Source organism: Paraburkholderia sp. RL17-373-BIF-A (assembly GCF_046030175.1).
Lineage (GTDB): Bacteria > Pseudomonadota > Gammaproteobacteria > Burkholderiales > Burkholderiaceae > Paraburkholderia.
Window position 1 is genome coordinate 1 of sequence record NZ_JARESO010000018.1, and the last position, 21,320, is coordinate 21,320.

Below are 21,320 nucleotides of genomic sequence, written 5' to 3' on the forward strand. Positions count from 1 at the left end.
AAAAGGCCAACACCCCAAGAGCACAGAAAAAGAAAGCGCCGCGCAGGCAAAAAATCTATCTACAGCATAGTCCGCACATGCCAAAGCTCCGGAAACAAAACCACATCCAACATCTTCCGAAGATAAGTTGCCCCACTGGTGCCACCAGTCCCTTGCTTAAACCCAATAATCCTCTCAACGGTAGTGACATGCCTGAACCGCCACTGCCGAAAAGCATCCTCGAGATCGACAAGCTCCTCAGCCATCTCATAGAGCTCCCAATGTTGAGAAGGATTCCGATAAACCTCCAACCAGGCCGCTTCAACGGAAGCATCATGCACAGTAGGCTGACTCCAATCCCGCTCCAACCGAGAAGGTGAAATCGCAAACCCCCGCCGAGCGAGCAACCGCACAACTTCATCATAAAAAGAAGGCGCTTCCAACGAAGCCTTAACCTCAGCAAGTACATCAGCCCGATGCGCATGCGGCTTCAGCATCTGCTCATTCTTATTCCCAAGCAAAAACTCAATCTGCCGATACTGATACGACTGAAACCCGGAAGAACTCCCCAGATAAGGCCGCATCGCCGTGTACTCAGACGGCGTCATCGTCGCGAGAACGCTCCAGGCCTGTACGAGCTGCTCCATAATCCGCGACACACGCGCAAGCATCTTGAACGCCGGCGGCAATTCATCACGATGCACAGCCTGCAACGCCGCGCGCAACTCATACAGCGCAAGCTTCATCCACAACTCGCTCGTCTGATGCTGAATAATGAACAGCATCTCGTTGTGATCCGGCGACAACGGATGCTGCGCATCCAGCACCGTCCCCAGCGACAGATAATCGCCGTAACTCATCGACTCCGAAAAATCGAGCTGAGCGTTATGCCAGCCATCGCCGGAATCAGCGGCAGGGGAGGCCGCTTGAGCCGCAACACTCCCATGCCCAAACGGACATCCCTGCGCCGGTTTCTCTTCCGGCAGGCCCGGCGTTTGCATGTGATCGGTCATCGCGCGCTCCTCAGGTCACTGCGCCGCGCGCGGCGAATTCGGGTGCCCGCCAGGTCTCCTTCACGAGCACCTCGCGCAACGTTTCCACCGCATCCCACACATCGACAAAGCGCGTATACAGCGGCGTCAATCCAAACCGCAACACATGCGGCTCACGATAATCGCCGATCACCCCACGCGCGATCAGCGCTTGCATCACCTCGTATCCATGCGGATGTTCAAAACTCGCATGCGACCCACGCTGCGCATGCTCACGCGGCGTAACGAGCTTCAACGGAAATTCGCTGCAACGCGCTTCGACCAGTTCGATGAACAGATCGGTCAACGCTAGCGACTTCTCGCGAACCGCCTGCATATCGGTTTGCAAAAACACATCGAGTCCGCACTCGACGAGCGACATCGACACCATCGGCTGCGTGCCGCACAGAAAGCGTCCGATGCCGTCATCCGGCTGATACGTCGGATCCATCTTGAACGGCGCGCGATGTCCCCACCAGCCGGACAGCGGTTGCGCGAAGTCATTTTGATGGCGCTTGGGCACCCACACGAACGCGGGCGAACCCGGGCCGCCATTCAGATACTTGTACGTGCAGCCAACCGCATAGTCCGCGCCGACGCCGTTGAGATCGACTGGCACCGCGCCCGCCGAATGCGCGAGATCCCACAGCGCGAGCGCGCCTTTGTCGTGGATCAGCTTCGTGAGCGCGGCCATGTCGTGCATGTAGCCGGTGCGGTAGTTGACGTGCGTGATCATCACGATGGCGGTGTCGTCGCCGATCGCGGCAGGCAGTTCGGAAGGATCGTCGACGAGGCGCAGTTCATAGCCGCGGTCGAGTTGCTCGATCAATCCCTGCGCGATGTACAGATCCGTCGGGAAATTCGAGCGCTCGGAAACGATCACGCGACGTTTAGGATCACGCGCATTCGCGACCCGCACGGCCGCCGACAGCAGCTTGAATAGGTTGATCGAAATCGTATCGGTGACGACCACTTCGTTTTCCGCCGCGCCGATCAGCGGCGCGAGCTTGTTGCCGAGGCGGCGCGGCAGCTCGAACCAGCCGGCGGTGTTCCAGCTACGGATCAGGCCTTCGCCCCATTCGGCGCCGATCACGGTCTGTGCGCGCTGCGCGGCGGCCGCGGGCGGGACGCCCAGGGAATTGCCGTCGAGATAAATGGTGGTCGACGACAGCGCGAACTGGTCGCGCAACGTCGCGAGAGGGTCGGCGCTGTCGAGCGCCAGTGCTTCGTCACGGTGGTTCATGGTGATTCCGTCAGTCAGATCAGAGATGTTCATTGAGACTCGGGCAGCGCGCGCAGGATCGCGCGCACCGGGCTTGCATCGAGTGTGGTCAGCTTGAGCGGCAGCGCGATCAGTTCGTAGTCGCCGGGCGCGACGTCGTCGAGCACGATGCCTTCGAGAATCGCCATGCGATGCGCGCGAATCCGGTGGTGAGCATCCATCGTCTTCGACTCCTGCGGATCGAGCGACGGCGTGTCGACGCCGATCAGCTTCACACCGCGCGCGGCCAGCAGGTCGATGGTGTCCGGCGCGACCGCGCAGAACGCGCTGTCCCATGCGGTGGTCGGCGCGTTTCTGTAAGTGCGCAGTAAGACTCGCGGTGGCAAGTCGTCGAGCGAGCCGACGAGGTGTTGTGGCGTCACAACAGGCGATGCGCCGATGCAATGAATCACACGGCATCGGCCGAGGTACGCATCGAGCGGCACTTCGCCGATGGCGGCGCCTTCGGCGTCGTAGTGCAGCGGGGCGTCGGTGTGCGCACCGGTGTGCGGCGACAGCGTCAGCCGCGCGACGTTGACGGGCGAGCCCGCCTCCATGCGCCACACGCGCTCGATGCCCACCGGCGTGTCGCCCGGCCAGACGGGCGTGGCGGTATCGACGGCGGGGGTGATGTCCCAAAGTGTTGGCATAGTCGCATCGGCAGTTTATTGTCTATCCGGGAATGATAGGTGGCTTGCCGCGAAATGTGATTGCGAAAAAATCTCCTTCTGAGCCGTGTCTTGGAACATAATTTGAGACAAACGGGAAAGGGAGACCGAATATGAACGCGATCTCGCTCGACGCCACCGATTGCCGTATCTTGACGGTGCTTCAGCAAGAAGGACGGATCAGCAATCTCGACCTCGCGGAGCGCATTTCGCTCTCGCCGTCAGCCTGTCTACGACGCCTGCGCCTGCTTGAGGAGCAGGGCGTCATCGAACATTACCGCGCGTGTCTTAACCGCGAAGTGCTGGGTTTCGAACTGGAAGCGTTCGTGCAGGTATCCATGCGCAACGACCAGGAGAATTGGCACGAACGCTTCGCGGAAGCGGTGCGCGACTGGCCGGAAGTGGTCGGCGCGTTTGTCGTGACCGGCGAAACGCACTATCTGCTGCGAGTCCTCGCGCACAACCTCAAACATTATTCGGATTTCGTGCTGCAGCGTCTCTACAAGGCGCCGGGTGTGATGGATATTCGTTCGAATATCGTGCTGCAGACGCTCAAGGAAGATTCGGGCGTGCCGGTTTCGTTAGTGAAGAAAACCGGTGGGCATAGCGCCGCGCATAACGATCGCTGACCGAGAGGACGGCCGCGCCGGCAGAACGGCGCGGGCATTTGTTTGAGACGGCGAAGTCCTCGCGCCGCCCGTCATTCCCAAACCACTTGAACCGCCCGCGCCGAATCCAACCGCGGCACCGCGTTCAAAGCGGTTTGAGTCCGTGAAACCGACCGTTCTGAAAAACCAGCGGCGAAGTCTCCGCGGCATTTTCGTGCACGCCGCAGCGCTCCACTTCACCGACGAAAATCACGTGGTCGCCCTCTTCGTAACGGCTGCGGTTATGGCACTCGAACCAGGCGAGCGCGCCGTCGAGCACCGGCATGCCGGTGTCGCCTTCCGCGTGCGACACGCCTTCGAAGCGATCGCCCTTCACGGTCGCAAAGCGCTTGCACAGCTCGAGCTGCGACGCGGCCAGCACATTGACCACGTAGTGACTGTTGGCGCGGAACACCGGCATCGATGCCGAGCGCGTGGCCAGACTCCACAACACCAACGGCGGGTTGAGCGAAACCGAATTAAATGAGCTGGCCGTGATGCCGATCAACTGGCCGGACGACGCGCGCGTTGTAATGACGGTGACGCCGGTGGCAAATTGGCTGAGCGCCTGTTTGAAGGCGTTCTGGTCGAAATTAGGCGGGCTGGCGCGCTTCATCGGGCGCAAGCCCCTGGCGCAAACCGGGTGAATCCCGGACTGAACCCGTCGCGCGCACGGCTGGAAACAAGTGATTCGAAAGTCATAGTGAAAATCGTCGATTTGTCCCAATTTTAACTGCAATCGCGGCGGATTGGCCGCGACCCCAGCCGGCGCATGAAAAAGCCGCTAAGCTGGAAAGCTCGGATGGTGGCATGAGCGTTGCGGCGAACCGTGGACCGGCATCGGCCGACTATGAGTTTCAAGGAGCGAGCAGCATGAGTCAGACAGGCGAAGTCGCCACCCTCGGTGGCGGATGTTTCTGGTGCCTCGAAGCGGTGTACCTGGGCGTCGACGGCGTGAGCGCGGTGGAGTCGGGCTATGCGGGCGGCCAGACCCAGCGCCCGACCTACGAGCAGGTGTGCGACGGCGTGACGGGCCACGCCGAAGTCGTGAAGGTCGACTTCGATCCGGCGAAGATCAGCTATCGCGAGATTCTCGATATCTTCTTCGCGATCCACGATCCGACGCAGTTGAACCGGCAGGGCAATGACGTCGGCACGCAATACCGCTCGGTGGTCTTCACCCATTCGGATGCGCAGCGGGAAGCGGCGTTGCAGGCGATTCGCGAGATTGGCGAACAGCGCATTTACGACGCTCAGATCGTTACGCAAGTGCTGCCGCTCGACGGCAATTACTGGCCGGCCGAGGCTTATCACCAGAACTATTTTGCGCAGCACCCGAATCAGGGGTACTGCTCGTTCGTGGTGGCGCCGAAGGTGGCGAAGTTTCGTCAGAAGTTTGCTCACCGGATCAAGGCGAGCTAATGGGACGAGCGGCTGCTTGGCGCGTTGCTCAAACGGCGGAGTCAGGCCGCTGCTCGTTCTCGTCGGATGGCGGAGGTTCACTGTCGTGCTCATGCTCATGAGCGAGCCGCGCATACGCCTCGATAATCGCCCGCGCCAGCTCCACGCAGCTGAGCGGCGCTGATCCTTCCGCTTTATTGTTGATCGCGATCACCACCGGCTGGCCGGCCAGCGCGTAGCGCGCGGCCAGTTCGGCGAGTGACGCGCGGGTCGCCGGGTCGTGGTCGACCAACTGGTTGAACGGTTCGTACTTGGCCTTCGCCCGTTCGTATTTGAAGCCGCCGTGCAGGCTCCAGCGCACGATCAGCGGCCCAGCCGGTTCGCCGTCCAGCAACGCGAGCGCCGCGGCCTGACGCAGCGGATCGGGCATACGCGCATGAATCCCGACGCAATAACGCACGCCCGCCATTTTGAGCGTGCGGATGAAGCGCGGCGTGAGCAGGCTTCCGTCACGGATTTCAATCGCGTAGCAGGCGCTGTCCGGCAGCTTCGGCAAGGCCATCAAAAATTCAGCCAGCCGTTCGATGAATACCGCCGGCTGCGCAAGCATCTGATCCGGCAGCGGCGAAAGCTGGAACACCAGCGCGCCAGCCTTGGCGCCGAGTCCTTCGAGACACGGCGTGACGAAATCGTCGATCGCCATTTGCGCGTTCAGAAAACACGGATTCATCGAGACCGGCTCGCCGCGTTCAGCGCGCACGGTGGCGTCAGTGATCGTCATCGGCGCTTTGACGATGAAGCGGAAGTGCTCGGGCACTTGCTGCGCGTAGCGCAAATACTCAGTGACTGTGAGCGCCTGATAAAACGACCGGTCGATGCTGACCGTCTTCAGTAGCGGATGCGCGCCGTAGGCCGTGAGACCCTCGCGCGACAGTTTGCTGTTGCTGTACTCGTCGCCGTAGACGATGCCGTTCCAGCCTGGAAACGACCACGTCGAGGTGCCGAGGTGGATCTGCGGCGGCAGTTGCGCCGCGAGCGCGAGCAGTTCCGGCGAGGGCGGGGCCGCGAGGATTTCGCGGGTGCGGCGTTTTTTGGGGGCGTCGGAGGGGGCGGGCGTGGTGTTGGCTTTGGGCGGGGTGACGGCATCTTCCGGCGCTGCCGCTTCGTCTTCCTGCCACAGGGAGCCGGCGCTTGCGGCGTTCTTCGCGCGCGGCTGACGCCGGCGCTCGGGCTGTGTCGCGGCTGCGGATGCGGCGGCTGTATCAGCGGGCGAGGTTGCCCGCTCCATTGGATGCTGACCAGTGTCAGCATCTGCCCCAGCCGTCCCACGCGGTAACTTCACACCGCCATCGCCCTTCGCCGAGGCTTCCACCGGCATCCCGAACAGATCGAACTGCACGGCTTCGCCATCGGCGCCAGACTCGCCTTCTACCGGCTGATCAACTTCGCTTGTCCCGCTCTGGTCCATCGGTGTTCGACCTGCTGTTCAAAGGTTGCACCGCGTCGCCCGCTTATGCACGGCGCCGCGGCGCAACCGTATCACAGCGGTTTGTCGTACATGAAGCGGCGCGACCACGGCAAGGTTTTCGCGCTGCGGCCGGCTTTGCGGCACACCACCTGGTAGATCGACACGTCGTCGTTTTCGAACGCGTAGGCGCAACCGGCGAGGTACACGCGCCAGATGCGGAATTTTTCGTCGTCGACCAGCTCGCGGGCTTCCTCCGCATGCGCTTCGAAATTCTCCGCCCAAATGTCCAGCGTGTGCGCATAGTGACGGCGCAGGCTTTCGACGTCAACCGCTTCGAGCCCGCCGCGCTGCATCGATTCGAGCGCGAGGCTGATATGCGGCAGCTCGCCGTCCGGAAACACATAGCGGTCGATGAATTCGCCGCCGCCGAGCGCGGTCTCGCCGCTGTCCGCATCGCTCGACGTAATGCCGTGATTCATGGCGATGCCGTCGTCGACCAGCAGGTCGCGGATCTTCTCGAAGTAGCCCGGCAGATTCTTGCGGCCCACGTGCTCGAACATGCCGACACTCGTGATGCGATCGAATTGCCCTTCGACGTCGCGGTAATCCTGCAGACGAATCTCGATCTGGCCTTCCAGCCCCGCCGCTTTGACGCGCGCGGTGGCGAGGTCGAACTGGTTCTGCGAGAGCGTCACGCCCACGCACTTCGCGCCGAATTTCTGCGCCGCGCGCAGGACGAGCGCGCCCCAGCCGCAGCCGATATCGAGCAGGCGCTGTCCCGGCTGCAACTGGATCTTGGTGAGGATGTGGTCGATCTTCTTGATCTGCGCGGTGGCGAGATCTTCGTTGCCGTTCTCGAAGTACGCGCACGAGTACACCATGTTCTCGTCGAGCCACAGTTTGTAGAACTCGTTCGAGACGTCGTAGTGGTACTGGATCGCCTTCTTGTCCGACGCTTTCGAATGATTGAAGTAGCGCCGCACGCGCGCCAGCTTGCCCGCGCTCGTGACGGTATTGCGCGCCAGCTGGTAGCCGATATTGATGATGTCCGACAGCTTGCCCTCGATGTCGATCTTGCCCTTCACGTACGCCTCGCCGAGATTGTCGAGGCTCGGTTCGAGCAGATAGGGCAGCGCCGTGGCGCTTTTGACATGTAGCGTGACCTGAGGCGCGGCGAACTGCCCGAAGTCATGTTGCTGACCGTCCCACAGCACGAGGCGTGCAGGAACGTTAGCCCTGGTTTTTACATCTTCCACCCACTGCGCCAGCTTCTTCTCCCAGAACATGTGATCTCTCCGTGTCCGTTGAATTAAAGCAAAGCCTGTGTGGATCGCAACTCAATGCGGCGCGACTCCCATGCCGCGAGATGCCATCCGGCCGCCGCGCGCTGCTGCGTTGGCAACGCGGTGGCGGCGTTGTATTCCGATTCAAGGCGATAGGCGGGAGATTTGCCAATCGCTGTGTTCGCCTGTACGCGTGTAGAGCAAACGGTCGTGCAATCGCGACGGCCGGCCCTGCCAGAATTCGATTGCTTCGGGCACCAAACGATAACCGCCCCAGTGCGGCGGACGCGGTGGCTGGTCGCCGTATTGCAGTCTGATTTCGCGTTCGCGTGTTTCGAGCTGCGAACGGCTTTCAATTAGCTGACTCTGATTCGAAGCCCACGCACCGATGCGTGAATCGAGCGGGCGCGACGCGAAATACGCGTCGCTTTCTTCCGCGCTGGTTTTGACGATGCGGCCTTCCACGCGCACCTGGCGTTCCAGTTCGATCCAGTAGAACAGCAGGCTGGCGTAGGGATTGGCGGCCAGTTCGCGGCCTTTACGGCTTTCGTAATTGGTGAAGAACACGAAGCCACGCTCGTCGACGCCCTTGATCAGCACGATGCGCGCCGACGGCCGGCCACGCGAGTCGACCGTGGCCAGCGTCATGGTATTCGGCTCGGGCAGTTTGGCGTCGACCGCTTGTTGAAACCACGTATCGAACTGACGAAACGGGTTGCGGTTGATATCGGCAACGTCCAAAGAACCCAGCGAATAGTTTTTTCGAAGTTCGGCGAGTGAGGTCATGTTCTTATGCGAACGCTACAGTTCAATCAGTATAGCTAAGGCGCTGATTTTTTGCCCGCAGCCATGTCAAGGTCTCGCGCGGAGCTTGCATGCATGCCGGCCCGTGCGTGGCCCCTCGGCGTGGCGCTGTTCGCGGCGATGCAACTCGACGCGTTCAGGCAGAATAAGAGGTTACGTACGCCTTTGCGTCGCCACTTCGTGTTTTAGCCCGACCAACGAGCCCTGCCATCATGTCCAGCACCACCGCGCAATCCGATCTTACTACCAGCCTCGACGGGAAAGAAACCGCCAACCGCGCGCGGCGCTTCGGCGGCATCGCGCGTCTGTACGGCGCGCCGGCGCTCGCCGCGTTCGAAGGCGCGCACGTCGCGGTGATCGGCATCGGCGGAGTGGGGTCGTGGGTGGCGGAGGCGCTGGCGCGCAGCGCGGTCGGCAAGTTGACGCTGATCGATCTCGACAACGTCGCCGAGAGCAACACGAACCGGCAGATCCACGCGCTCGACGGCAACTACGGAAAACCGAAGGTCGAAGCCATGGCCGAACGCATCGCGGCGATCAATCCGTTTTGCGACGTGCGCTTGATCGAGGACTTCGTCGAGCCGGACAACTTCGACGCGACGCTCGGCGGCGGCTTCGATTACGTGATCGATGCGATCGACAGCGTGCGCACCAAGACCGCGTTGATCGCATGGTGCGTGGAGAAGAAACAGCCGTTGATCACAGTCGGCGGCGCGGGTGGCCAGTTGGACCCGACGCGCATTCGCATCGACGATCTCGCGCTGACGATCCAGGACCCGTTGCTGTCGAAAGTGCGCGGCCAACTGCGCAAACAGCACGGGTTTCCGCGTGGCCCGAAGGCGAAGTTCAAGGTGAGCGCGGTGTATTCCGACGAACCGTTGATCTACCCGGAAGCCGCTGTCTGCGATATCGACGAGGAAGCCGAGCACGTCACCACGTCGCCGGGCCACACGGGGCCGGTCGGTTTGAACTGTGCGGGATTTGGTTCGAGCGTATGCGTGACGGCGAGCTTCGGTTTTGCCGCGGCCGCGCATGTGTTGCGGGCGTTGGCGAAGCAGGCGACGGTTTGAAGTGATTCACCGCCACGGTAGATGCCGCGGCGCATTCAGGCGCTGCCGGGACGCCGCGCCTGAATATCGATTGAGCCAATCAGATCAGAACAACGAAGCGCTCAGCTTGCGCCGCCATTGCGATACCAGCTCCGGCTGATGCGCAGCCAGATCGAACACCGACAGCATCGTCTTGCGGCCGATATCGTCGCGGAACGTGCGGTCGCGTTGCACGATCGCGAGCAGATGTTCGAGCGCTTCCGCGTATTTGCGGCGGGCGATGAACGCGCTAGCCAGATCGAAACGCGCTTCGAGATCGGCCGGGTCGGCCGCGACCTTTGCCTCCAGTGCATCGGTGGGCGGCAGGTCCGCGGCGGCGTCCACGGCGTCGAGGCGAGTCTTGATCGCGTTGAATCGCGCGTCGATGCCTTGCGTCGTTTTCGGCGACAGCAGATCGACTTCGTTGCGCGCTTCGTCGATACGATTGTCTTCGAGCAGCATTTCAATGCGGTCCATGCGCGCTTCGTCGAAACCCGGGTCGTAGGCGAGGGCGGCTTGCAGCGCGTCGTACGCATCTTCGCGACGGCCTTCGTCCAGCGCGGTGTGCGCTTCGAGACGCGCGGCGTCCGCGCCTTGCGGCACCAGCCGTTCGAGAAACTCGCGCAACTGGCCTTCAGGCAGCACGCCGACGAACTGATCGACCGGCCGTCCGTCGGCAAAGGCCATGACGTGCGGAATGCTGCGCACCTGGAAGTGCGCGGCCAGTTCCTGGTTCTCGTCCACGTTCACCTTCACGAGCTTCCATTTGCCGGCGGCTTCGGCTTCGAGCTTTTCCAGCATCGGGCCGAGGGTCTTGCAGGGGCCGCACCAGGGCGCCCAGAAATCGACCAGCACGGGGGCCAGTGTCGACGCCGCGATGACGTCCTGTTCAAAAGTGGCCAGAGTGGTGTCCATTGCGTCCTCGTCGATAAAACGGTCTGTTGACTATTTGGGGCCGAACACTGCGGAATCAATGCTGCTCGAAGCCGCTTGCGCTCATCTGTGCTTATTTGCGCTGGGGCAGCGGAATCCATTCGGTTTCGCCCGGCACCTTGCCCATTTCCTGATTGGTCCACGCGAGCTTCGCGGCTTCGATTTTCTCGCGCGAACTGGCGACGAAATTCCACTCGATAAAGCGTTCGCCATCCAGTTTTTCGCCGCCGAGCAGCATGACGCGCGCGCCGTGGGTGCTCGCCAGCGTCACCGTTTCGTCGAGCGCGAGCACCGCCATCTGGCCGACTTCGAGCGGCGTGCCGTCGATCTCCAGATCGCCGTCGACGAGATAGACGCCGCGTTCCTCGTGTTCCGGTTCGAGCGCGAAGGCGCCGCCCGGCGCGAATTCGCCGGCCACATACAGCGTGCCGGAAAACGTTGCGACCGGCGAGGTTTCGCCGAACGCCGTGCCCGCGATCACCCGCAGCGTGACGCCGTTGCGCTCGACCACCGGCAGCGTTTCGGCCGCGTGATGCGCGAACGACGGCTCGATCTCTTCGTCTTCGAGCGGCAGCGCGACCCACGTCTGAATGCCGTGCATGCTCTGGCCGCTCGCGCGGTCCTCGTCCGGGGTGCGCTCGGAGTGGACGATGCCGCGCCCGGCCGTCATCCAGTTGACGTCGCCGGGGACGATTTTCTGCTCCGAGCCGAGGCTGTCGCGATGCATGATCGCGCCTTCGAACAGATACGTCACCGTGGCGAGGCCGATATGCGGATGCGGCCGCACGTCGAGGCCAACGCCGGGTTCAAGCGTGGCCGGGCCCATGTGGTCGAAGAAGATGAACGGGCCGATCAGGCGCGCCGCCATGGCCGGCAGCACGCGCCGCACGGTCAGACTGCCGACGTCGCGCAGATGCGGTTTGAGGACTGCTTTGATCGAGGAGGACATGGGCAGGCTCGGCTGGAGTGTGGGTGGGGATTTTTGCTTAATAGACGATTCTACTGCGGTGGGCGCAATGACGACGGCTCGGCGACACGTCGACGCTCCGGCAACCTCCGGGATTCCGTAGCGCGGGCCGTCACCGCGTGCTGCCGGCTCCGCTAAACTGCCGGATCGAACAATCAATTGGAGACTGGGATGTCGCCCAGGGATTTGCTGCTCGCGCTGGTCGTGGTCGTTGCGTGGGGCGTCAACTTCGTCGTGATCAAGGTGGGTCTGCATGGCGTGCCGCCGATGCTGCTCGGCGCGCTGCGCTTCACGCTCGCCGCCGTGCCGGCGGTGTTTTTCATCCAACGGCCCAACCTGCCGTGGCGCTGGCTGATCGCGTACGGCGCGACCATTTCGCTGGGGCAGTTCGCGTTTCTGTTCTCAGCCATGTATGTCGGCATGCCGGCTGGACTCGCCTCGCTGGTGTTGCAGGCGCAGGCGTTTTTCACGCTGATTTTCGCGGCGATGTTCCTGCATGAGCGGTTCCGCTTGCCGAATGTCGTGGGTTTGCTGGTCGCGGCGGGCGGACTTGCCGTGATCGGCATGCAAGGCGGCCACGCCATGACGCTGGCCGGCTTTGTCCTTACCTTGTGCGCCGCGTGTTCGTGGGCGCTCGGCAACATCGTCACGAAGAAGGTCGGCCAGGTCGACCTCGTCGGACTGGTGGTGTGGGGCAGCCTGATCCCGCCGCTGCCGTTTTTCGCGCTGTCGTACGCGTTCGAGGGTCCGCAGCGGATCGTCGCCGCGCTTTCCGGCATCAGCGCGATGTCGATCTTCGCCATTGTCTATCTCGCGTTCATTGCCACGCTGATCGGCTACGGGTTGTGGAGCCGTCTGCTGTCGCGCTATCCGGCGAGTCAGGTCGCGCCGTTTTCGCTGCTGGTGCCGATTGTCGGTCTCGCATCGGCGTCGCTGTTTCTCGACGAGCAACTGTCCGCGGCGCAGATCGCCGGCGCTTTGCTGGTGATGGCGGGTTTGGCCGTGAACGTGTTCGGCGGCTGGGTCGTCCGACGGTTGTCACCCGCGCGTCGCGCGACCGGCACGTCTGAGTGAAAACAAAAACGCGGACGAGCATGGAGACGAAAAACGGCCGCTCATCGAGCGGCCGTTCTTCATTGCATCAAAGCAGACGTGAGCATCACGTCATGCGATTCTTCGCGAGCGGTGGATTCGCCGCGAAATAGCGCTTGATGCCGGTCATGATCGCATCGGCCATCTTCTCGCGATACGCGTCGTCGTTCAGGCGGCGCTCTTCGTCCGGGTTGCTGATGAACGCGGTCTCCACGAGGATCGACGGAATGTCCGGCGCCTTCAGCACCGCGAACCCGGCCTGTTCGACCGAGCCCTTGTGCAGCTTGTTGATGCCGCCGATTTCCTTCAGCACGAAGTTGCCGTAACGCATCGAGTCGCGAATCTGCGCGGTGGTCGACATATCGAACAGCGCGCGGTTCACGGTGGCGTCGGCGGACTTGATGTTGATCCCGCCGATCTGATCCGACGAGTTCTCCTTGTTCGCCATCCAGCGCGCCGCGGCGCTCGAGGCGCCGTGCTCGGACAGCGCGAACACCGACGAACCCTTCGCGTCGGGGGTGGTGAACGCGTCGGCATGGATCGACACGAACAGGTCCGCGCCGACGCGCCGCGCCTTTTGCACGCGCACGTTCAGCGGCACGAAAAAGTCGGCGTCGCGGGTCATCATGGCGCGCATGTTCGGTTGCGCGTCGATCTTGGCGCGCAGCTTCTTCGCGATGTCGAGCGCGACATGCTTCTCGTACGTGCCCGAACCGCCGATCGCGCCCGGGTCTTCGCCGCCGTGGCCCGGATCGATCGCGACGGTCAACAGACGCACCGTGTTGCTCTTGCCGGACTTGGGATTGGTGAAGGCGTAGGTATCGTCGCTGCCGGCATCGTCCGCGCCCAGCGTGCTGGCGCTGTTGCCCTTGTTGCGGGCGATGGCCGTGGGCGGCGCCACTGGCGCAGCGGGCGTGGCGGGCTTGCCGAGGATCGGCGGAACGGGTGTGGGCGCGACATGTACCGGCGGACGCGGCACGCTCGGCGCGGACCCGCTACCGCTGTTTTGCGCGTAACGCTCGAAGAACGCCTCGCTGTTGTCGGCGGTGGGCGGCGTGGTGCCCGGACCACTCAGCGTGGCGGGCGGCGGCGCGGCGTTCTCTTCGTTCAACGTCTGCTGCTTGTGTTCCGTCTGCGCGAGCAGATCCATCAACGGATCAGGCGCGACCGCGGGATACAGGTCGAACACCAGCCGGTACTTGTACGCGCCGACCGGCGGCAGCGTGAACACCTGCGGCTTCACCGAGCCCTTCAGGTCGAACACCATGCGCACCACATGCGGCTGATATTGCCCGACCCGCACCGACTGGATCTGCGGATCGTTCGGCGTGATCTTCGAGACGAGGTCTTTCAAGGCCTGGTCCAGATCGAGGCCGCTCAGGTCGACCACCAGCCGGTCCGGCCCCTGCAGCAACTGCTGGGCGTTCTGCAGCGGCTGATCGGATTCGATCGTCACGCGCGTGTAGTCGCGCGCCGGCCAGACCCGCACGCCGAGCACCGAGCTTGCCCACGCGAGACGCGGCGCGACGAGGCCGAGCACGAGCGTGGACGCACCCGCGCGCAGAATCTGGCGGCGCCGCCAGTTATGCGTTGCGGTAGCCGCCGATTCGATCGAGCGGAACGGTTTGATCAACATCTTTCGAGACATGCCTTTCCTGATTCGCTGTATGCCCGTGCGACGAGGACACGGCCGTCGCCTTCGTTCTCGCCATCATTGTCGTTGTCGAGGTCGAGCGAGAAGACAAGATCCGGCACGCCCAGGAGACGCCCCGCGCGTTGCGGCCATTCGACGAGGCAGACGGCGCCGCTGTCGAAGTACTCGCGAAAGCCCGCGTCGGCCCATTCGGCCGGATCGGTGAATCTATACAGATCGAAGTGATAGAGCGCGAGTTCCCCGGCGGTCCGCTCGAGCACGTAGGGTTCGACGAGTGTGTAAGTGGGGCTGCGCACGCGGCCGGTGTGGCCGAGGCCGCGCAAAGTTGCGCGCACGAGGGTGGTTTTGCCGGCGCCGAGGTCGCCGACGAGTTGGACTTGCAGTCCGTAGAACGCCTTGTTGCCGTCCACGCCAGGCGCGTGCCGCGCGGCCTCGCGCACGCTTTCGATCGCCTGCGCGAAGCGCTCGCCGAAGGCCATGGTGGCGGCTTCGTCCGCGAGCGCGAAAGTGCGTTCGAGCAGGACATTGGCGGGCGGTTGGATCGCGAGATCGGGATTGACAGGCATTCTCGTAAAATGGCGTGATGAACCGAAGTCCGGAGTCCCCTGTTTCCTGCACGCCTGCGTCTAACGACGATGCGCGTGCCGAGCGTCATTTCGATGAAGCGGCGCTGCACGCGCTCGCGCTGAACATCAAAACGTGGGGCCGTGAACTGGGTTTCGGAGCGATCGGCATTAGCGACACCGATCTCTCCGCCGCCGAAGCGCCGCTTGCAGCCTGGCTGGAAGCGGGTTGCCACGGCGAGATGGATTATATGGCGAAACACGGCATGAAACGCGCGCGGCCCGCCGAGCTTGTGGCCGGCACGCGACGTGTGATTACGGCGCGCATCGCTTATTTGCCCGCGCAGACATTGAGCGGAAAGGCGCACGAAAGCGCTTTGCAGGACGGTCCGCTCACGCAGGACTGGCGCGCAGCCGAGCATGCGCGGCTCGCGGACCCGTCGGCGGCGGTCGTGTCGGTCTATGCGCGAGGCCGCGATTATCACAAGGTGATGCGTAACCGTTTGCAACATCTGGCCGAGAAGATCGAGGCCGAGATCGGCGCATTCGGCTACCGCGTATTTACCGATTCGGCGCCGGTGCTGGAAGTGGAACTTGCGCAGAAGGCCGGCATCGGCTGGCGCGGCAAGCACACGTTGCTGTTGCAACGTGACGCGGGTTCGCTGTTTTTTCTCGGCGAAATCTATGTCGATGTGCCCTTGCCGACCGACGCCGAGACCTTGCCCGAGGCCGCGCCCGAAACGCCGGGCTCGCATTGCGGGAGTTGCACGCGCTGTATCGGCGCCTGTCCGACCGGCGCGATCGTCGCGCCTTACAAGGTCGATGCGCGCCTCTGTATTTCCTATCTCACGATCGAATTGAAGGGCAGTATTCCCCTGGAAATGCGGCCGCTAATCGGTAATCGTGTGTATGGCTGCGACGATTGCCAGCTCGTGTGTCCATGGAACAAATTCGCGCAGGCCGCGCCGGTCGCCGATTTCGACGTGCGGCACGGGCTCGATCGCGCGTCGCTCGTCGAGCTGTTCGCGTGGAGCGCGGACGAGTTCGATACGCGCATGCAGGGCAGCGCGATTCGCCGCATCGGCTACGAGTGCTGGCTGCGCAATCTCGCGGTGGGCATGGGCAACGCGCTGCGTGCGTCGCCTGACAGTTTGAGCAAGCCGGCGCGCGAGGCGATCGTGCAGGCGCTGAGAATGCGGGTCAATGACGCTTCCGCCGTCGTGCGCGAGCATGTGGAATGGGCTTTGGAAGCGGCGTAGAGTAGCGGCAAACTTGGCGATGCGTTGCAACGCCGCGCCAGAGAGGAGCAGGCAATCATGTTCAATGCAGTGATCGATGCGCCGTTCGGCAAGGTCGGCATCCGCCTTGAAGGCGCAGCCGTGCGCGAGATCGTCTATCTGCCGGATTCGATGCAAAACATCGAGCCCGACACGCCGTTGGCGAAACAGGCCGCCGAGCAGATCGAGCGATATTTCGAGCGCGCGTCCGCGAAGTTCGAGTTGCCGCTGGCTTCCGTCGGCACCGCGTTTCAGAAGCGTGTGTGGCAGGCCATCAGCGACATTCCGCCGGGCGTCGTGCTGACCTACGGTCAATTGGCAAGACAACTCGGCAGCGCGCCGCGCGCGGTCGGTCAGGCGTGCGGCGCCAACTACTTTCCGATTGTGATTCCATGTCATCGGGTGGTGAGTTCGAGCGGCATCGGCGGTTTCGCGAATCACGCCGAAGAGGGTTTCTTCCGCAACATCAAGCGCTGGCTGCTGGCGCATGAAGGCATTCCTTACGCATGAGCGATACGTTGATCGACGACGCGGCCGCCGCGTCACCTCTGTTCGTCGCCAGTTCGGCGTCGATCGATGCGTTCTGCGACGCGCTGTGGCTCGAACACGGCCTGTCGCGCAACACGCTCGACGCGTACCGCCGCGACCTGCGTCTCTTTTGCGAATGGCTCGCGCAGAGCCGCAACGCTTCACTGGACACCGCGAGCGAAGCCGATCTGAACGCGTATAGCGCGGCGCGCCAGAAAGACAAATCGACTTCGGCAAACCGGCGGCTCTCGGTGTTTCGCCGCTATTACGGGTGGGCCGTGCGTGAGCATCGCGCGAAGGTCGACCCGACGGTGCGCATCCGCTCGGCAAAACAGCCGCCGCGTTTTCCGTCGACGCTCAGCGAGGCGCAAGTCGAAGCGCTGCTCGGCGCGCCCGACGTCGATACGGCTTTAGGGCTGCGCGATCGCACGATGCTGGAGTTGATGTACGCGAGCGGTTTGCGCGTGACCGAGCTCGTCACGTTGAAGACGGTGGAAGTGGGCCTGAACGAAGGCGTGGTGCGCGTCATGGGCAAGGGCTCGAAGGAGCGCCTGATTCCGTTCGGCGAGGAAGCGCATAGCTGGATCGAACGCTATCTGCGCGAAGCGCGGCCGGCGTTGCTCGGCGCGCGCGCGACAGACGCGCTATTCGTGACGAGCCGCGCCGAAGGCATGACGCGCCAGCAGTTCTGGAACATCATCAAGCGTCACGCGACGGCGGCCGGCGTGAATGCGCCTCTTTCGCCGCATACATTGCGGCACGCATTCGCGACGCATCTGCTCAATCACGGCGCCGACCTGCGTGTCGTGCAACTGCTGCTCGGCCACACGGATATTTCGACCACGCAGATCTACACGCACGTGGCCCGTGAACGGTTGAAGTCGCTGCATGCGCAGCATCATCCGCGAGGCTGATGCTGAGTTTGCGATTGTGCGTCCGTCAGAGAAACTCACGCAGCCGATGCTTGAGAATCTTGCCGGTCGATGCAGCCGGCAGCGCGGCGAGCACTTTGACTTCGGCCGGCCGCTTGTACGGCGCCAGACGCTCGCCGCACCAGTCGATCAATTCGGCGGCTGTCACCGTCGCGCCCGCAAGCAACTCGACGAACGCGACCACTTCCTCGTTACCTTCCACCGCACGCCCGATCACCGCTGACTGCACGACCTGCGGATGCGCGTTCAGCACATGTTCGACCTCGGCCGGGTACACGTTGAAGCCCGAGCGGATGATCAACTCCTTGCTGCGCCCGACGATATGCAACGCGCCGTCCGCGTCCTGTCGCGCGAGATCGCCGGTCTTGAGCCAGCCGTCTTCGGTTACGACCGCACGTGTCTGCTCAGGGCTGCGGTAGTAGCCGAGCATCACGTTCGGACCGCGCACCCATAGCTCGCCGATTTCGCCCTTCGCGGCGTCAATGCCGTCCAGTCCGACGAAGCGCACTACGACACCCGGAATGACCTCGCCGACGGAACAATCGCTGCGCGGCGCATCGAGCATGGTGTGCGACACGGTCGGGCTGCTCTCGGTCATGCCATAGCCGTTGTGCAGCGGCAGACCGTAGACGCTTTCGACCTGCGTTTTCAAGGCGGCGTCGAGCGGCGAGCCGCCTGAATAGGCGAAGCGCAATTGCGGCGCGGACCACGCGTGGCCGTGCGTCTGCAGATGTTCGAGCAGTTTGGCGTGCATGGCCGGCACGCCCTGGAAGATCGACACGCGTTCCTCAGCGAGGGCGCGGCGCACGGCTTCCGGCGCGAAGCGCGGCACGAGCCGCAAGGTCGCGCCTGCCTGCAGGCTGCCCAGGCACACCGACGCGAAGCCGTACACGTGCGAGATCGGCAGCACGGCATAGACGACGTCGTCGGGGCCGACTTTGCGCAAGCGGCTCGAGATCGCGGCAATGAACAGCAGATTGCGATGCGACAGCATCACGCCCTTCGGCGCACCGGTGGTGCCGGTGGTGTAAATCAGCGCGGCGCATTGGCGGTCGTTTGCGGCTTCCACGGGCTCGGCTATTGCCGCGCTGTCCACGGTGTACGACCAGGTGCCGATGTCCGGCGTGATAGCCGGCGCTGCCGTGGCTTGATGCCGCTGCGCGTGGTGCTTGGCATCGCTCGAGCTTTCTGTGGCGTAGGCGACCACGCGAGGCTGCGCGTGCGCGCGGATCGAGTCGAGTTCGGCCGCGGACAGGCGCGCGTTCGACACCAGCGCCCACGCGTCGAGTCGGGCGGTCGCGAACAGCAGTACGATCTGCACGATGCTGTTTTCCGCGACGATCATCACGCGATCGCCGCCGCGCACGCCCCATTCGCGCAGCAGCGCGGTGGCGGCGTCGACGGCCTCCAGCAGTTGCGCGCTGGTCAGGCGGCGCGCATCCTCGATCAAGGCGACGTGCTGCGGATCGCGGGCGGCGGCCAGCGCTGGAATGTCGGCGATGCGCGCGGGCAGGGCAGCCAGCAGCGCGGGAATGTCGATCGCGGAACGGGTGGATGAATCGAAGCTCAACGCTGTCTCCTTTGTCGACCGGAGTTGACGCTTTAGCGTCTTACTCCGGTCCCATGCCTGTGTGCGGTCGACCGGAGTTGGCGCTTTAGCGCCTTACTCCGGTCCCATGCAAGTTTGCAAGAACAATGCGGTGCCCGGCGTACGTTGCGCCGGAAGATTTTCGAACGATCGTGCCACAATCACCGGACCCGCACAATTGACCATTCGGCAAATAGCCGTTGTGCAAAGTCGCCATTACAATGCGCCGATGAGCAAATCCAGACACGTCTCCGAAACGCCGGCCACGCAGTTTCTGCGCCGCCACGGCGTCGCTTTCGGCGAACATCCTTATGATTATGTCGAGCACGGCGGCACCGGGGAATCGGCGCGCCAGCTCGGTGTGGACGAACATCACGTCGTGAAGACGCTGGTGATGGAAGACGAGCACGCCAAGCCGCTGATCGTGCTGATGCACGGCGACCGCACCGTCAGCACCAAGAACCTCGCGCGGCAGATCGGCGCGAAGCGAGTCGAACCGTGCAAGCCCGAGGTGGCGAACCGCCATTCCGGCTACCTGATCGGCGGCACCTCGCCGTTCGGCACGAAGAAGCAGATGCCGGTGTACGTCGAGTCGAGCATTCTGGAGATGGACAAGATCTGGCTGAACGGTGGCCGGCGCGGGTTTCTCGTCAGCATCGACCCCAAGGTGCTGACGGAATTGCTGGCGGCGAAGGCGGTGCAGTGCGCGAGCGTCGATTGACGTTTGCCTGAATGTTTTGTGGGCGCGCGGGTTCGGTAGAATGTGCGCCGCCTCGTTCCGAGTTGCGCACCCTGTTGCGGTTGGGGTATCGAGTTTCAGACCGCCGATCCTTATAAGAGTCCCAGATGCAAAACCTGATCGTTGCTGTGGTTGCCTACCTGATCGGTTCGGTGTCGTTCGCCGTGGTCGTGAGCGCCGCAATGGGCCTCGACGACCCGCGCTCGTACGGCTCGGGCAACCCGGGCGCCACCAACGTGCTGCGCAGCGGCAGCAAGAAGGCCGCGATTCTCACGCTGATCGGCGACGCATTCAAGGGCTGGCTACCGGTGTGGTTCGTCGTGCACTACGGCGCGCGCTACGGGCTCGACGAGACGTCGGTGGCGATTGCGTCGGTCGCCGTGTTCCTCGGCCACCTCTACCCGGTTTTCTTCCGCTTCAAGGGCGGCAAGGGCGTGGCGACCGCGGCGGGCGTTCTGCTCGCGATCAACCCGATTCTCGGCGTGGCGACCTTGCTGACGTGGCTGATCGTGGCGTTCTTTACGCGCTATTCGTCGCTGGCGGCATTGGCCGCAGCGGTGTTCGCGCCGATCTTCGACGGTTTCCTGTTCGGGCCGCATGTCATCGCGCTGGCGATCGTTGTGATGAGTTCGCTGCTGGTGTGGCGCCATCGCGGCAACATCGCCAAGCTGATGCGCGGGCAGGAAAGCCGCATTGGGGATAAGAAGAAGGCGGATGCGGCGGCGAAGGCGGCGGGTGGCAGCGATCTTTGAGGTCTGGTGCTTCAGTGCTTCCAGTGCGCGGTGCGCCAGTCCGCCCGTCATGCGCGGTGCCGCCCGCCGCGTGCTCGGATCGCCGCGCGCGCGTTTGACGGGAGCGCGCGCCCGGCAAATCAGTCGCGGAAGTTGTTGAAGTCGAGCGGCGTGTCCGTCACGTCTTTGCGCAGCATGGCGATCACGCTTTGCAGGTCGTCGCGCTTGCCGCCGGTGATGCGCACCGCGTCGCCCTGAATGCTCGCCTGGACTTTGATCTTGCTGTCCTTCACGAGGCGCACGATTTTCTTCGACAGATCGCCCGACACGCCTTTCTTGATCTTGATGACCTGCTTGACCTTGTCGCCGCCGATCTTCTCGATCTTGCCGTAGTCGAGAAAGCGCACGTCCACGTTGCGCTTGGCCATTTTCGACAGCAGCACGTCTTTCACCTGGCCGAGTTTGAAATCATCGTCCGCGTAGGCTGTGATCTCGTTTTCCTTGTGTTCCACGCGCGCGTCCGACCCTTTGAAGTCGAAGCGCGTTGAAATTTCCTTGTTGGACTGCTCGATCGCGTTCTTGACTTCGATCATGTTCGCTTCGCAGACGACGTCAAACGATGGCATTTTTTTCTCCCAATAGTGCTGCGGTGCGTGACGCAACCGGGCGGCTGCTCACGGGGCACT

At 63.2% G+C, this 21,320-nt stretch carries 22 protein-coding genes; 9 read left to right on the forward strand and 13 right to left on the reverse strand.

What is annotated here, in order from left to right; translation table 11 throughout:
- Positions 1–59: 59 nt before the first annotated feature.
- Genes kynA through kynB form a run of 3 tightly spaced genes read right to left on the reverse strand, consistent with a single transcriptional unit; the run spans position 60 to position 2,921 of the window.
- Positions 60–992 (reverse strand): tryptophan 2,3-dioxygenase, encoded by a 933-nt coding sequence (gene kynA, locus P0D80_RS22230; RefSeq protein ID WP_408286744.1) that lies wholly within the window; start codon positions 990–992, stop codon positions 60–62.
- Between the two features lie 10 nt (positions 993–1,002).
- Positions 1,003–2,253: a kynureninase gene (gene kynU / locus P0D80_RS22235; RefSeq protein ID WP_408286745.1), complete on the reverse strand. Its 1,251-nt coding sequence runs from the start codon at positions 2,251–2,253 to the stop codon at positions 1,003–1,005.
- 29 nt (positions 2,254–2,282) lie between these two features.
- The gene (kynB, locus tag P0D80_RS22240; RefSeq protein ID WP_408286747.1) at positions 2,283–2,921 is read right to left on the reverse strand and encodes an arylformamidase; all 639 of its coding nucleotides are present in this window, start codon (positions 2,919–2,921) and stop codon (positions 2,283–2,285) included.
- A 131-nt stretch (positions 2,922–3,052) separates the two neighbouring features.
- On the opposite strand from kynB, the gene P0D80_RS22245 reads away from it, so the two are divergent.
- Complete coding sequence (locus P0D80_RS22245; RefSeq protein WP_012434188.1) at positions 3,053–3,568, forward strand: Lrp/AsnC family transcriptional regulator; 516 nt, start codon at positions 3,053–3,055, stop codon at positions 3,566–3,568.
- A 124-nt stretch (positions 3,569–3,692) separates the two neighbouring features.
- Here P0D80_RS22245 and P0D80_RS22250 read toward each other — a convergent pair whose 3' ends face one another.
- Positions 3,693–4,202 (reverse strand): flavin reductase family protein, encoded by a 510-nt coding sequence (locus tag P0D80_RS22250; RefSeq protein WP_132373332.1) that lies wholly within the window; start codon positions 4,200–4,202, stop codon positions 3,693–3,695.
- Positions 4,203–4,459: 257 nt separating this feature from the next.
- On the opposite strand from P0D80_RS22250, the gene msrA reads away from it, so the two are divergent.
- A complete protein-coding gene (msrA, locus tag P0D80_RS22255) occupies positions 4,460–5,008 on the forward strand; it encodes a peptide-methionine (S)-S-oxide reductase MsrA (RefSeq protein ID WP_408179836.1) in 549 nt (182 codons plus the stop codon).
- A 28-nt stretch (positions 5,009–5,036) separates the two neighbouring features.
- Here the strand turns inward: msrA and P0D80_RS22260 are convergent, their stop codons facing one another.
- From P0D80_RS22260 to pdxH, 3 genes are all read right to left on the reverse strand, one after another.
- Positions 5,037–6,455 (reverse strand): DUF72 domain-containing protein, encoded by a 1,419-nt coding sequence (locus P0D80_RS22260; RefSeq protein WP_408286749.1) that lies wholly within the window; start codon positions 6,453–6,455, stop codon positions 5,037–5,039.
- Positions 6,456–6,526: 71 nt separating this feature from the next.
- Positions 6,527–7,741: a class I SAM-dependent methyltransferase gene (locus P0D80_RS22265; protein ID WP_408286750.1), complete on the reverse strand. Its 1,215-nt coding sequence runs from the start codon at positions 7,739–7,741 to the stop codon at positions 6,527–6,529.
- 141 nt (positions 7,742–7,882) lie between these two features.
- Positions 7,883–8,524, reverse strand: coding sequence for a pyridoxamine 5'-phosphate oxidase (pdxH, locus tag P0D80_RS22270; RefSeq protein WP_408179834.1), 642 nt, complete (start codon positions 8,522–8,524; stop codon positions 7,883–7,885).
- Between the two features lie 230 nt (positions 8,525–8,754).
- Between pdxH and tcdA the strand changes: the two genes are divergently transcribed.
- Positions 8,755–9,612: a tRNA cyclic N6-threonylcarbamoyladenosine(37) synthase TcdA gene (gene tcdA, locus P0D80_RS22275; protein ID WP_408179833.1), complete on the forward strand. Its 858-nt coding sequence runs from the start codon at positions 8,755–8,757 to the stop codon at positions 9,610–9,612.
- Between the two features lie 84 nt (positions 9,613–9,696).
- Here the strand turns inward: tcdA and trxA are convergent, their stop codons facing one another.
- Positions 9,697–10,545 (reverse strand): thioredoxin, encoded by an 849-nt coding sequence (gene trxA, locus P0D80_RS22280; protein WP_132373338.1) that lies wholly within the window; start codon positions 10,543–10,545, stop codon positions 9,697–9,699.
- A gap of 91 nt (positions 10,546–10,636) precedes the next feature.
- A complete protein-coding gene (locus P0D80_RS22285) occupies positions 10,637–11,512 on the reverse strand; it encodes a pirin family protein (protein ID WP_132373339.1) in 876 nt (291 codons plus the stop codon).
- Between the two features lie 189 nt (positions 11,513–11,701).
- Here P0D80_RS22285 and P0D80_RS22290 point away from each other — a divergent pair, with 189 nt between their 5' ends.
- On the forward strand, positions 11,702–12,604 hold the full coding sequence (locus P0D80_RS22290; RefSeq protein WP_408286754.1) for an EamA family transporter: 903 nt from the start codon (positions 11,702–11,704) through the stop codon (positions 12,602–12,604).
- A gap of 85 nt (positions 12,605–12,689) precedes the next feature.
- Here P0D80_RS22290 and P0D80_RS22295 read toward each other — a convergent pair whose 3' ends face one another.
- Both P0D80_RS22295 and tsaE read right to left on the reverse strand, forming a co-directional pair.
- Entirely contained in the window at positions 12,690–14,270 is a 1,581-nt protein-coding gene (locus P0D80_RS22295; RefSeq protein ID WP_132373341.1) for an N-acetylmuramoyl-L-alanine amidase, read from the reverse strand.
- Positions 14,252–14,842, reverse strand: coding sequence for a tRNA (adenosine(37)-N6)-threonylcarbamoyltransferase complex ATPase subunit type 1 TsaE (tsaE, locus tag P0D80_RS22300; protein ID WP_408286756.1), 591 nt, complete (start codon positions 14,840–14,842; stop codon positions 14,252–14,254). Before tsaE ends, P0D80_RS22295 begins: the two co-directional genes overlap by 19 nt.
- A gap of 17 nt (positions 14,843–14,859) precedes the next feature.
- Between tsaE and queG the strand changes: the two genes are divergently transcribed.
- Genes queG through xerD form a run of 3 tightly spaced genes read left to right on the forward strand, consistent with a single transcriptional unit; the run spans position 14,860 to position 17,558 of the window.
- Positions 14,860–16,098 carry a tRNA epoxyqueuosine(34) reductase QueG gene (gene queG, locus P0D80_RS22305; protein WP_408286758.1) on the forward strand — a complete coding sequence of 413 codons (1,239 nt, stop codon included), beginning with the start codon at positions 14,860–14,862 and terminating at the stop codon, positions 16,096–16,098.
- A gap of 57 nt (positions 16,099–16,155) precedes the next feature.
- Positions 16,156–16,626, forward strand: coding sequence for a methylated-DNA--[protein]-cysteine S-methyltransferase (locus P0D80_RS22310; RefSeq protein ID WP_132373344.1), 471 nt, complete (start codon positions 16,156–16,158; stop codon positions 16,624–16,626).
- Complete coding sequence (gene xerD / locus P0D80_RS22315; RefSeq protein WP_408179828.1) at positions 16,623–17,558, forward strand: site-specific tyrosine recombinase XerD; 936 nt, start codon at positions 16,623–16,625, stop codon at positions 17,556–17,558. The genes P0D80_RS22310 and xerD overlap by 4 nt, the downstream gene beginning before the upstream one ends.
- Positions 17,559–17,583: 25 nt before the next feature.
- Here xerD and P0D80_RS22320 read toward each other — a convergent pair whose 3' ends face one another.
- Complete coding sequence (locus P0D80_RS22320) at positions 17,584–19,146, reverse strand: class I adenylate-forming enzyme family protein (protein ID WP_408286760.1); 1,563 nt, start codon at positions 19,144–19,146, stop codon at positions 17,584–17,586.
- Positions 19,147–19,393: 247 nt separating this feature from the next.
- Here P0D80_RS22320 and ybaK point away from each other — a divergent pair, with 247 nt between their 5' ends.
- Together ybaK and plsY are read left to right on the forward strand one after the other, a co-directional pair.
- Positions 19,394–19,885 carry a Cys-tRNA(Pro) deacylase gene (gene ybaK / locus P0D80_RS22325; RefSeq protein WP_408286762.1) on the forward strand — a complete coding sequence of 164 codons (492 nt, stop codon included), beginning with the start codon at positions 19,394–19,396 and terminating at the stop codon, positions 19,883–19,885.
- 125 nt (positions 19,886–20,010) lie between these two features.
- The gene (plsY, locus tag P0D80_RS22330) at positions 20,011–20,655 is read left to right on the forward strand and encodes a glycerol-3-phosphate 1-O-acyltransferase PlsY (RefSeq protein WP_408286764.1); all 645 of its coding nucleotides are present in this window, start codon (positions 20,011–20,013) and stop codon (positions 20,653–20,655) included.
- Positions 20,656–20,774: 119 nt separating this feature from the next.
- On the opposite strand, the gene P0D80_RS22335 is transcribed toward plsY, so the two are convergent.
- Positions 20,775–21,260: a YajQ family cyclic di-GMP-binding protein gene (locus P0D80_RS22335; protein WP_007180572.1), complete on the reverse strand. Its 486-nt coding sequence runs from the start codon at positions 21,258–21,260 to the stop codon at positions 20,775–20,777.
- Positions 21,261–21,320 lie beyond the last annotated feature (60 nt).